Raw genomic sequence first — 11,896 nt, 5'->3', positions numbered from 1 at the left:
CGCCGTCCTCAATTGCCGCTCAACGCCTGCAGATGGCCACCGTGGGCCTCGGCCCGCTGGTAGGCCGGGCGCTCGCCGATGCGCTTGAGGAAGCCGCGCAACGCCGGCGTGTCATCCAGGCCACCGCCACGCGCGGCAGCGGCCTGGATCGGGAAGCTCATCTGGATGTCGGCCGCGCTGAAGCGCTCGCCCGCGAACCAGGGACTTTCGGTGAGGCGGCGCTCCATCCAGTCCAGGTGCAGGCGCCGCTGCGGGCCGATGAAGCCGCGCTCGGCCTTGTCGGCGATGCTGCGCGCGATCGGGCGCGCGAAGAACGGCATCGGCGCGTTGCGGATGCGCCCCATCACCAGGGTCAGCAGCAACGGCGGCATCGCCGAGCCTTCGGCGTAGTGCAGCCAGTAGCGATAGGCGATGCGCTCGGCACCGTCGGCCGGCATCGGTGACGGCGACAGCTGGCGCTGGGTGTCGTAGCGGTCGGCCAGGTAGTCGAGAATCGCACCGGATTCTGCCAGCACCAGCTCACCGTCCTGCAATACCGGCGACTTGCCCAGCGGATGCACCGAGCGCAGTTCCGGCGGTGCCAGCAGCGTCTTCGGATCGCGTGGATAGCGGCGCAGCTCGTAGTCCAGGCCCAGCTCCTCCAGCATCCACAGCACGCGCAGCGAGCGGGAGTTTTCCAGGTGATGGACGATGCGCATGGGGATGATCCTTGGGAAGGCCTGCATGCTACCGCGCCGGCTGCATGCCCCATGTAGAGTCGCGCCGCGCTCGACTGTCCCTGGAAAGCAGTCGAGCACGGCTCGACTCTACAGAACAGCGGGCAATAAAAAACGCCGGAAGCTTTCGCTTCCGGCGTTCTGGCTACCAAACGGTAGCAGACGGATTAGACCGCCTGCACCTGGTCAGCCTGCATACCCTTCTGACCCTGGACGGCGATGAAGGTAACCTTCTGGCCTTCCTGCAGGGTCTTGAAGCCGGTGCCCTGGATGGCACGGAAGTGCACAAACAGGTCCGGGCCGCTTTCCGGGGTGATGAAGCCGAAGCCCTTGGCGTCGTTGAACCACTTGACGGTGCCGGTCTGACGATCAGACATTTGACTAACTCCTGAAACACATGTTGAAAAAATCGCAGCCACCGGGTATCGGGGCCGAGACTGAGTTGCAGGCGTTGGTAAAGCGGATCGATGAGCGGATCGTGAGATCAACTGCACCAGGCCACGATTCACGGTGACCCTAGCAAACACAGTGGAACGAACGATACGCGTGTTTTCTGCAAAAAGCGATAGCCCGCACGTTCATGGGAATACGCCGCCCCCTAGGCGTGGCAAGGGCTGGCACCTTGTCGCGGCTAACTCTGAGTCCCCATTCAGGTTTTTCCTACCCTACACTGGGTAAATGACTGAAGCTGAAACCCAAGCTGAACCCGCCCTTCCCCGCATCTGGGTGGATGCGGATGCCTGCCCCACCGTCATTCGCGACATCCTTTTCCGCGCTGCGGAACGGGTCGGGATCGAACTCACCCTGGTCGCCAACCAGTGGATCCGCACCCCTCCCTCGCGCTGGCTGCGCTCGATCCAGGTGCCACAAGGGCTGGACGTGGCCGACAGCGCGATCGTCGAGCGGGTCGCGGCCGGCGACCTGGTGGTCACCCAGGACATCCCGCTGGCGGCGCTGGTGCTGGAAAAGAAGGCGGTGGCGCTGAACCCGCGCGGCCAGCTGTACACCCCGAACAACATGGCCGAGCGGCTGTCGATGCGCAATTTCATGGAAGAGCTGCGCGGCGCCGGGGTCCAGACCGGTGGCCCGCCGCCGCTTGGGCCGCGTGACCGGCAACTGTTCGCCGCCGAGCTGGACCGCTGGCTGGCGCGGCGCCCGGTTCGCTGAACCGCCCTACCCGCCCTACCCGCCCTGGCCGGGCAGGCGCAGGCAGCGCCGGCTGCTGAACCGCCGCGGCTCTCCACTCAGTGGATCGTCGAAGGCCAACCCCTGCGCAAGCAGCTGCAGGGGTGGCTCGACTGCCCCGTCCACGCGCGCCTGCAACTGCGGGTACAGGTCATCGCCGATGATCGGCGCCCCCAGCATCGCCATGTGTACGCGCAGCTGGTGCTTGCGCCCGGTGTCCGGCAGCAGCCGGTAGCGCCAGACCGGCCCGTCCGCTCCGATCAGTTCGATGCGGCTGCGCGCGTTGGGCTCACCCGGCACTTCAGCCATGCGGAAGAATGGCTCGCCCGGCACCAGCCGGCTGTGCCGCTGCACTGGAAATTCCAGCCCGGGCAGGGCCGGTGCCAGCGCCTCGTAGACCTTGTCGATGCGCCGCTCGCGGAACAGGCGCTGATAGGCATCGCGGGTGGCCGGCCGGGCCGAAAACAGCACCAGCCCCGCCGTGAGCCGGTCCAGCCGGTGCAGCGGCACCAGATCCGGATTGCCGGTGCGCGCCACCAGCCGCGCCAGCAGGGTGTTCCGGACATGGCCGCCGGCCGGGATCACCGGCAGGAAGTGCGGCTTGTCGGCCACCAGCAGATCCGCGTCCAGGTGCAGGATGTGTTCGGCATGTGGAATCACCGCTTCGTCGGCCACTTCGCGGAAGTAGCGGATCTCCAGCCCCACCTGCCAGGGCCTCCCCGGCGCCAGCGCCCTGCCCTGCGCATCCTGCACGCGGCCACGGGCGAAGCGATCCAGCCACTGTGCGCGGTCGATGCGCGGAAAGCGCGCGCACAGGCCGTCAAGCAGGCTGGGCCAGTCACCCGGCGGCAGCTGCAATCGGCTGGGCATCGTCATTGCATCGACTCCGGTGCTGGAAATGAGCGTAAGGGTGCCACCGTCGACGGCACGCAGACAGCATGGCCACGGACACCCCTCAAGCAAACCTCTATCATTGTCGTCTTTAGTCGACGGATCCCCCATGGCCCTCACCGCCACCATCCGCAAGGCCGAGCTGCAGATCAGCGACATGGACCGCGGCTACTACGCGACCCACAACCTGACCCTGGCCCAGCACCCGTCCGAGACCGACGAGCGCCTGATGGTGCGCCTGCTGGCCTTCGCCCTCAACGCCGGCGACCGCCTGGAGTTCGGCCGCGGCCTGAGCACCGATGACGAACCGGACCTGTGGGAACACGATTACACCGGCGACATCCTGCAGTGGATCGACCTGGGCCATCCGGACGAATCGCGCATCCGCAAGGCCAGCAACCGCAGCCGCCAGGTACAGGTGATCAACTACGGCGGCAACGCCTCGGAAATCTGGTGGAGCAAGCAGGGCAAGGGCCTGGCGCGCTTTGACAACCTGTCGGTAGTCGATCTGGACGGCGGGTTCGTCGAGCGCTGGGGCCAGCAGATCCAGCGTGCGATGCGCTGGAGCGTGCTGATCCAGGACGGCGAAGTGCAACTGCTCAACGACCAGATGCAGCTCGACGTCATTCCCGACTGGCGCAAGCGCGCCAAGGCATGAGTACGATCCGCTGCGATGTCGTGGTCATCGGCGCCGGCGCGGCCGGGCTGATGACGGCGATCACCGCCGGCCAGCGCGGCCGCCAGGTGCAGGTGATCGACCATGCCAACAAGGTCGGCAAGAAGATCCTGATGTCTGGCGGCGGCCGCTGCAATTTCACCAATACCGGCACCACCCCGGCCAACTTCCTGTCGGCCAATCCGCACTTCTGCAAATCGGCGCTGGCGCGCTACACGCCCTGGCACTTCATCGAGCTGGTGCACAAGCACGGCATCGCGTATCACGAAAAAGAGCTGGGCCAGTTGTTCTGCGATGAGTCGTCCAAGCTCATCGTGAAGATGCTGGTGGATGAATGCCAGGCCGCCGGCGCGCAGATCCGTACCGGGTGCAGCGTGCAGCGCATCGAGCACGGCAGTGATGGCTTCCGCGTGCAGACCACCCATGGCCTGTTCCACTGCGCTTCGCTGGTGGTGGCGACCGGCGGCCTGTCGATTCCGAGCATGGGCGCAACCGGTTTCGGCTACGAGATCGCGCGCCAGTTCGGCCACCAGGTGCTGCCGACCCGGGCCGGCCTGGTGCCACTGACGCTCAGCGGCACCCACCAGGAGCGCCTGGCCGATCTGAGCGGTGTCGCGCTGCCGGTCGAGGCACGTTGCAACGGCACCCGCTTCCAGAACTTCATGCTGCTGACCCATCGCGGCGTAAGTGGCCCGGCGATCCTGCAGATCTCCTCGTTCTGGCAACCCGGCGACGCGCTGGAGCTGGACCTGCTGCCCGGCCAGGATGCAGGCCAGTGGCTGCGCCAGATGAAGCGCGAGCGCCCTGCTGCCGAGCTGCGCACGGTACTGGGCGAGGTGCTGCCCAAGCGCTTTGCACAGCGCCTGTGCGAACACTGGTTGCCCGACCGCCCGGTGCGCCAGCTGGACGAGCCGGTGCTGCGGCAGGCCGCGCAACTGCTGGGCGCGTTCCCGCTGGTGGCCAGCGGAACCGAAGGCTATCGCACCGCCGAAGTCACCCTGGGGGGCGTGGACACCGCCGAGGTGTCTTCTTCGACGATGGAGTCCAAGCGCGTTGCCGGCCTGCACTTCGTCGGCGAAGTGCTGGATGTGACCGGCTGGCTGGGCGGATACAACTTCCAGTGGGCCTGGGCCAGCGGCCACGCGGCCGGCGGCGTGGTGTGAACCAGATCGCCGTTCGGCGCGCGCAAGAGGGCCGCGCATGGACGGTTCGCCGCGCATCGTGTATCTAGGTTCGCAGATTGGGGAGCAGTGCATGCAGAACGCGAACGACATCACCATCCGCCTGCTGATCATCGATGACAGCGGCGAGAATGCCGAAGCCATCGTCAGCACCCTGCGCAACAGCGGCATCGCGGTGCGCCCCTGGCGCCCGCAGGATGCCGCCGAGCTGGCCCAGGTCCTGGCCAGCCAGGCCATCGATCTGGTGCTGGCCTCGCCGTCGCAGGGGATTCCGCTGCCCCTGGTCGCCCAGCACATTGCCGCCAGCGGCAAGGACATTCCGCTGGTGCTGCTGGCCGATCGCATCGACGAGGACGAACTGGTGCAGGCCAGCAGCCACGGCATCCGCGCCCTCGCGCTGCGCCAGCGTGCCGAGCACCTGCTGGCGGTGGTCCGCGACCAGTGGGTCGATCTGCAGGCGCGTCGTGGCCTGCGTCGCATCGAGGCACAGATGCGCGAGACCGAGCGCCGCTGCGATGCGCTGATCGCCTCCTCGCGCGATCCCATCGCCTACGTGCACGAAGGCATGCATATCCGCGCCAACGACGCCTACCTGGAGATGTTCGGCTATGAGCAGTTCGACGACATCGAAGGCATCTCGCTGCTGGACATGGTCGCGGCCCAGCATGTGGAGGGCTTCAAGCAGCTGCTGAAGGGCCTGAGCCGTGGCGAGGCGCCACCGCCGCAGTACCAGCTCGATGCCCGCCATGAGGATGGCAGCGCGTTCCCGGCAACGATGGAGTTCACCGCCGCCACCTACGAGGGTGAATCCTGCCTCCAGATCGTGCTCCGCCGCCGCATGGAGTTCGATCCGGAACTGGCGCGCGAGGTCGAGGACCTGCGCCAGCGCGACCAGGTCACTGGCCTGCTCAACCGTCCCACCTTCATGCTGCAGCTGGAAAGCGCAGTGGCCCAGGCCAGCCGCAGCGAAGGCCAGTTCGGCCTGCTGCTGATCGAACCTGACCATTACGCTCGCCTGCTGCCGGACATCGGCCTGGCCTCGGCCGACACACTGATTGGCGCCCTGGCCGCCCTGCTCACCGAGGTGGTGGGCGAACAGGCACAGCTGGCGCGCTTTGGAGAGCACAGTTTCGCCGTGCTGCAGGCCGGCCCGTACGCTCAGACCGTGGCGCTCGCCGAGCGTATCCGCGAGGCCTATGCCGCGCACGTGTTCAGCATCGGCGCGCGCTCGGCCACGGTCACCGTGAGCATCGGCGGCGTGCAGGTAGGCGAGAAGATCGCCAGCATCGGCCAGGTGCTGGCACGCGCCAGCGAGTGCACACAGGCCGCGGCCGAACTGGGGAACACCTGCCGCATCTTCGATCCGGCCGCCGTCGACCGTGTCGAGCAGGAGCGCGTGCTGCGCTGGGTTGCGCGCATCCGCGAGGCGCTGGCCGGCGACGGTTTCCAGTTGCACTACCAGCCGGTGCTGAACCTGCAGGGCGAGCCGCTGGAACTGTACGAGGCCTACCTGCGCCTGGAACACAACGGCGAGCTGTTGAGTCCGACCGCCTTCCTTGGCATTGCCGAGGAGCATGGGCTGCTGGCCGACATCAACCGCTGGGTGGTCTCACAGGCCATATCGGTACTGGGCCAGCGCGCAGCCGAGGGCCATGCCACCCAGGTCCTGGTGAAGGTGACGCCGGAGTCGTTTGACGACCCGCAGATGGTCGCCACCCTGCGTCGTGAACTGCAGGCACGCGGCGTGCCTGGCGAACGGCTGTGGCTGCATGCACCGGAAGCCAAGGTGTTCACCCACCTGCGCAGCGCCCAGCAGTTCCTGGCCGACGTGGCACCGCTGGGCTGCCGCATCGGCCTGGAGCAGTTCGGCTCGGGGCTGGATTCGTTCCAGCTGCTGGCGCACTTCCAGCCGCAGTTCCTCAAGCTGGACCGCGGCTTCACCAGTGATCTTGCGGCCACCCGCGAGAACATCGACCGTATCAGCCAGATCACTGCGCGCGCGCAGGAGGCCGGCATCCGCACCATCGCCGAGTTCGTCAGCGATGCCAATTCGATGACGCTGCTGTTCAGTGCCGGCGTGGACTACGTGCAGGGCGATTTTGTCGGCCCGGCATTGCCGGAGATGGCGTTCGAGTTCGGTTGATGCCACCTGTAGAGCCGAGCCATGCTCGGCTGCGGGACTCGAGCGAAGAGCAGCCGAGCATGGCTCGGCTCTACATAAAGTAAAAGGCCGGCATTCGCCGGCCTTTTCGTTGATCAGGTCATGTCGACCAGGTTGTCGATCTTCACGTCCGGATTGACGTCGGCCTCGTAGTCCACGCCCTCCACCCCAAAACCGAACAGGCGCAGGAAATCGGCCTTGTAACCGGCCAGATCGCTGATCTCGTACAGGTTCTCGTTGGTTACCTGCGGCCACAGCGCGACGACCTTGCCCTGCACATCGGCAGCCATTTCCTTGTAATCGGCGCGCAGGCGGCCTTCCTCATCGATCAGCGCAACGGTGCGGCCATCGCCATCGACCAGGTCGTGGCGCAGGCGATCGATCGCCACGCCGTCGGCCTTGCCGCCGTAGAGGATGTCGTACAGCACGTCCAGCTGTTCGATGCAGCCTTCGTGGGTGCCCTTTTCCTTCATCACCTTGAACAGCAGCGACAGGTACAGCGGCATGGTCGGAATGGCCGAGCTGGCCTGGGTGACCACCGCCTTCAGCACCGATACGCGTGCATCCCCACCGATTTTCGCCAGCCTCTCGCGCAGGCCCAGCACCTTGTTGTCCAGGTCCTTCTTGGCGGCGCCGATCGAACCGTTCCAGTAGATGGCCTGGGTGATCTCTTCGCCCACGTAGGTGAAGGCGGTGGTGGTGCAGCCGTTGGCCAGCACACCGGCATCGGCCAGTGCGTCGATCCACATCTGCCAGTCTTCACCGCCCATCACCGCGACGGTCCCGGCGATCTCTTCGGCGGTAGCCGGCTGCAGGTGGGTCTCGGTCAGCACTTCCTTGTCGGTATCCAGGCCACGCAGGGTGATCGGCTCGCCGATCGGCTTCAGCGTGGAGCTGATGATCTCGCCGGTCTTCGGATGCTTGCGGCGCGGCGCGGCCAGGCTGTAAACCACTTGGTCGACCTGGCCGAGATCGGCCTTGATCATTTCGATAGTCTTTGCCTTCACTTCATCGGAGAAGGCATCGCCGTTGATGCTCTTGGCATACAGGCCGGCTTCGTCGGCGTACTTGTGGAACGCGGCCGAGTTGTACCAGCCCGCCGTGCCCGGCTTGGTCTCGCTGCCCGGGCGCTCGAAGAAGATGCCCAGGGTCGCGGCACCGCTGCCGAAGGCGGCGGTGATGCGCGCGGCCAGGCCGTAGCCGGTGGAGGCGCCGATCACCAGCACGCGCTTGGGGCCATTCTGGATCGGCGGACGCGCGCGGATGTAGTCGATCTGCTGCTTGACCGCAGCCTCGCAGCCGGTCGGATGGGTGGTGACGCAGATGAAGCCGCGGACGCGCGGTTTGATGACCATGGATACCTCGGGTTGGCAGATGCGGCGCGCGGGGCGCTCAGCAGGAGTACGGGCGCGCCTGCGCGCGCGAACCGCAGGATCGTAGTGCGCGGGGGGCGATTGCACAACCGACGCTGGCGTAGGGTGGGGCTTCTTTTTGCAGGGTTGCACCCTGCACCTGCAGAGGCAACGGCCAGGGCAGAAGCAACGTCAGAAGCTGGGTTCCTGAGGATTGGCGGGGTGGGTCCGGTTGCGGGGGACGCCGTAAATACGTCCCTGTAGGCTCGGTCGCCGCATCCATGCGGCTCACGCCCCCGCAACCGGACCCACCCCGCCTTCGACAGTTTTCCGCGATCTGTCGGGCAAGCTCGTGGGGTCAGATCCGTTTTCCGGAGCAAAACGGATCTGACCCCATCTTGATTGCTCGATATCCGACAGAGGTGTCGACCAAGGTCGACACCTGCCAACAGCCGCACGAATCTGTCAGAGGTGGGGCCATGTGGGTTGGCAGGACCGTTGGCGCCATGGGCCCGAGGCATGCCTCGGGCGGGTTGGGCAGGACGCCCAACTCCGGTCTTGCCGTGTGCGCAGGACAGCGCACACGAGCAAGGCGCCATCGAGCCCCCAAGGGTAAGGGCGCTTTGCTTGCGAAGCACTGCTTCGCAAGCGCCCGAACGCCCAGCCGCCAGCGGCTGGGCCAGACCGCGGAGCGGGGTTTACGGCGTATCCTGCCAACCCACATGGCCCGCCCAACCAGCAGAAAGCCGGCTCCGGCTTTTGACGTTGCCGTTGCATTGAGCAGGTGCAGGGCTGCAAGCCCTGCCAACAAAAAACCCCGCTTGCGCGGGGCTCTCTGTGTGCTGCGTGCCGCAGGTGCTTAAGGGCGACGGGCCAGGGCCTCGACGTCCTTCGCCTTCGGCAGCAGGTCCTGCTTGCTGACGCGCAGGAAGCCGATCGTCAGCATCGGCACCGCCACCAGGATCGAGGACAGCACCACGATCACCGCGCCGATCATGTGCGTCTCGGCCAGGCCTTCCATCGAGCTGCCACCGTACAGGTACAGGGCGAGCGCGGACAGGAAGAACATCACCGCAGTGATGACCGTACGCGACAGCGTCTGGTTGATCGAACGGTTCAGCACTTCCATCGAGTCCACGCGCAGGCTGCGGAAGTTCTCGCGGACGCGGTCGAAGACCACGATGATGTCGTTGATCGCAAAGCCCATCACCGACAGCAGGCCGGCCAGCACGGTCAGGTCGAACTCACGGCCCAGCAGGGACACGTAAGCCACCGTCACGATCAGGTCGAACATCGCCACGATGCTGGCGGTGACCGCGAACTTCCATTCGAAGCGCACCGCGATGTAGATCAGGAAGCCGGCCAGCATGAAGATGGTGGCGTACAGGCCATTCATCGCCAGGTCCTTGCCGATCTGCGGGCCCACGAACTCGTTGCGCAATATCGTGGCCTGGTTGTCGGCCGAGGACAGCGCCTTCACCACAGCCGCAGCCGTAGCCTTGTCTTCGCTGGCGGCAGCGCCGGTACCCGGGGCGTGCTCGCCGTGCGGAGCCAGGCGGATCAGCAGGTCGGTGTTGCCACCGACACTCTGCACCTGGGCGCCGTCGAAGCCATTCTGCTCGAGCTTGGTGCGGACCTGCTCGACGTCCACCGGCTTGTCGAAGCGGGCTTCGATCAGGGTGCCGCCCGTGAAGTCCAGCGCGTAGTTGAAACCCTTGAACGCGATGATGCTGATCGACGCCAGGAACACCACGATGGTGACTGCCATGGCGACATGACGCCAACGCATGAAGTCGATCTTGGTGTCGTTCGGGAGGATGTGCAGCGGAAACAGTTTCATTGTGCGTGTCGTCCCGTCAGATGGCCACGTTCTGGAGCTTCTTGCGGCGGCCGTAGATCAGCGTCGCCAGCGCACGCGACACGGTGATCGCGGTGAACATGGAGGCGAAAATACCGATGATCATGGTCAGCGCGAAGCCCTTCAGCGGACCGGTACCGAATGCGAACAGCGCCACACCGACGATCAGGCCGGTCAGGTTGGCGTCGAGGATGGTGCCGGAGGCACGCTCGTAACCGGTCACGATCGCGGTCTTGCCCGGCACGCCGGCACGCAGCTCTTCACGGATACGCTCGTTGATCAGCACGTTGGCGTCCACCGACAGGCCCACCGACAACGCCAGGCCGGCGAAGCCCGGCAGGGTCATGGTCGCGCCGAACAGCGACATCACTGCCACCACGATCAGCAGGTTGAACAGCATCGCCGCCGAGGTGATTACGCCGAACATGCGGTAGTACACGCTGAAGAACACCAGGGTGAACAGGAATGCGAACACCACTGCGCGCATGCCGTTCTTGACGTTCTCGGCACCCAGGCTCGGGCCGACCACGCGCTCTTCGACGAAGTCCATCGGCGCGGCCAGCGAACCGGACTTCAGCAGCTTGGCCAGGTCCTCGGCTTCCTTCTTCTGCAGGCCGGTGGTCTGGAAGTTCTTGCCGAACACGCCGTTGATGTTGGCCACCGAGATCACCTCCTCGTTGACCTTGAAGCCGCGCACTTCCTGGCCGTCGACGACAGTCACGGTCGGCACGCGCTCGGTGTAGACCACCGCCATCGGCTTGTTCACGTTGGCGCTGGTGAAGTCGAACATGCGCTGGCCACCGACGTTGTTCAGCGTCACGCTGACGGCCGGGGAGCCACTGTTCGAATCGGTCACCGCCTGCGCGCCGACCATCTGGTCGCCAGTGACGATCACGCGCTTGTTCAGCAGGATCGGGCCACCGCCGTCACGGCGCTGGTAGACCTTGGCTTCCGGCGGGATGCGGCCGGAGCTGATTGCGTCCTGTGCGTTGCCTTCCACCACCGCGCGGTATTCCAGGGTGGCGGTGGCACCGATCATGCGCTTGGCTTCGGCGGTGTCCTGCACGCCCGGCAGCTGCACGACCACGCGGTCGGCACCCTGGCGCTGGATGATCGGCTCGGCCACGCCGAGCTGGTTCACGCGGTTGCGCAGGGTATTGATGTTCTGCTCGATGGCACCGTTGGCGATCTGCGTGATCTCTGCTTCCGGCACGGTCACCGTGATGCGACTGCCGCTGACGTCGTAGCCGAGGGTCGGCTGCGCCTTGACCAGGGCGGCGCGGGCACGCTGCGCGGCGTCGTCACCGGCGGACGGGCTCAGGTTGGCCACGATGCTGTTGTCCGCGCGGCGCTCCACCGACTGGTAGGCGATGCGGGCGTCGCGCAGGGTGCTGCGCACGTCTTCAGTGTAGGCATCCAGGCGCTTGTCCAGGGCAGCCTTCTGGTCGACCTGCAGCACGAAGTGCACGCCACCCTGCAGGTCCAGGCCCAGCACCATCGGGCGGCCGCCAAGATTGGCCAGCCAGTCCGGCACGGTCGAGGCCAGGTTCAGGGCCACGGTGTACTTTTCACCGACGGTGTCACGCAGCGCATCGCTGGCTGCGGACTGCGCCTTGAGGTCCGGCAGGCGGACGATCAGGCTTTCCCCTTCCTTTTCGGCACCGATGGTGGCGATGCCGGCCTTTTTCAGGTCGGCCAGCACACGGTCCCGCAGCGCATCGTCGATCTGGCCGCCACGGTTGGCGGTGATCTGGATGGCCGGGTCCTTCTGGTAGATGTTGGGCAGCGCGTACAGCGCGCTGAGCGCCAGTACGATCAGGATGACGACGTACTTCCAGCGTGGAAATTCGAGCATTGCTTGGGTCCCGCGCGGCGC

At 66.1% G+C, this 11,896-nt stretch carries 10 protein-coding genes; 4 read left to right on the top strand and 6 right to left on the bottom strand.

What is annotated here, in order from left to right:
- Positions 1-8: 8 nt before the first annotated feature.
- Positions 9-698 (bottom strand): glutathione S-transferase family protein, encoded by a 690-nt coding sequence (locus ARC23_RS15875; protein WP_057498096.1) that lies wholly within the window; start codon positions 696-698, stop codon positions 9-11.
- 185 nt (positions 699-883) lie between these two features.
- Complete coding sequence (locus ARC23_RS15870) at positions 884-1,093, bottom strand: cold-shock protein (protein WP_004153307.1); 210 nt, start codon at positions 1,091-1,093, stop codon at positions 884-886.
- 301 nt (positions 1,094-1,394) lie between these two features.
- On the opposite strand from ARC23_RS15870, the gene ARC23_RS15865 reads away from it, so the two are divergent.
- Complete coding sequence (locus tag ARC23_RS15865; protein ID WP_010484520.1) at positions 1,395-1,883, top strand: YaiI/YqxD family protein; 489 nt, start codon at positions 1,395-1,397, stop codon at positions 1,881-1,883.
- A 15-nt stretch (positions 1,884-1,898) separates the two neighbouring features.
- Here ARC23_RS15865 and ARC23_RS15860 read toward each other — a convergent pair whose 3' ends face one another.
- The gene (locus tag ARC23_RS15860) at positions 1,899-2,777 is read right to left on the bottom strand and encodes a pseudouridine synthase (protein ID WP_057498095.1); all 879 of its coding nucleotides are present in this window, start codon (positions 2,775-2,777) and stop codon (positions 1,899-1,901) included.
- Between the two features lie 124 nt (positions 2,778-2,901).
- On the opposite strand from ARC23_RS15860, the gene ARC23_RS15855 reads away from it, so the two are divergent.
- From ARC23_RS15855 to ARC23_RS15845, 3 genes are all read left to right on the top strand, one after another.
- On the top strand, positions 2,902-3,450 hold the full coding sequence (locus ARC23_RS15855; protein WP_057498094.1) for a YaeQ family protein: 549 nt from the start codon (positions 2,902-2,904) through the stop codon (positions 3,448-3,450).
- Positions 3,447-4,631, top strand: a complete 1,185-nt coding sequence (locus tag ARC23_RS15850) for a BaiN/RdsA family NAD(P)/FAD-dependent oxidoreductase (protein WP_057498093.1) — start codon at positions 3,447-3,449, stop codon at positions 4,629-4,631. The genes ARC23_RS15855 and ARC23_RS15850 overlap by 4 nt, the downstream gene beginning before the upstream one ends.
- A 91-nt stretch (positions 4,632-4,722) precedes the next feature.
- Positions 4,723-6,792: an EAL domain-containing response regulator gene (locus ARC23_RS15845; RefSeq protein WP_057498119.1), complete on the top strand. Its 2,070-nt coding sequence runs from the start codon at positions 4,723-4,725 to the stop codon at positions 6,790-6,792.
- A gap of 113 nt (positions 6,793-6,905) precedes the next feature.
- Here the strand turns inward: ARC23_RS15845 and fabV are convergent, their stop codons facing one another.
- The 3 genes from fabV to secD all read right to left on the bottom strand — a co-directional run bounded on the left by fabV (position 6,906) and on the right by secD (position 11,875).
- Positions 6,906-8,165: an enoyl-ACP reductase FabV gene (gene fabV, locus ARC23_RS15840; protein WP_057498092.1), complete on the bottom strand. Its 1,260-nt coding sequence runs from the start codon at positions 8,163-8,165 to the stop codon at positions 6,906-6,908.
- A gap of 856 nt (positions 8,166-9,021) precedes the next feature.
- Positions 9,022-10,002, bottom strand: coding sequence for a protein translocase subunit SecF (gene secF, locus ARC23_RS15835; protein WP_057498091.1), 981 nt, complete (start codon positions 10,000-10,002; stop codon positions 9,022-9,024).
- Between the two features lie 16 nt (positions 10,003-10,018).
- Positions 10,019-11,875 (bottom strand): protein translocase subunit SecD, encoded by a 1,857-nt coding sequence (gene secD, locus ARC23_RS15830; RefSeq protein WP_057498090.1) that lies wholly within the window; start codon positions 11,873-11,875, stop codon positions 10,019-10,021.
- Positions 11,876-11,896 lie beyond the last annotated feature (21 nt).

Origin of the sequence: Stenotrophomonas beteli (assembly GCF_001431665.1) — a bacterium.
Lineage (GTDB): Bacteria > Pseudomonadota > Gammaproteobacteria > Xanthomonadales > Xanthomonadaceae > Stenotrophomonas > Stenotrophomonas beteli.
Note: the sequence above shows the minus strand (reverse complement) of the source record. Positions and strands in the feature narration are given on the sequence as shown.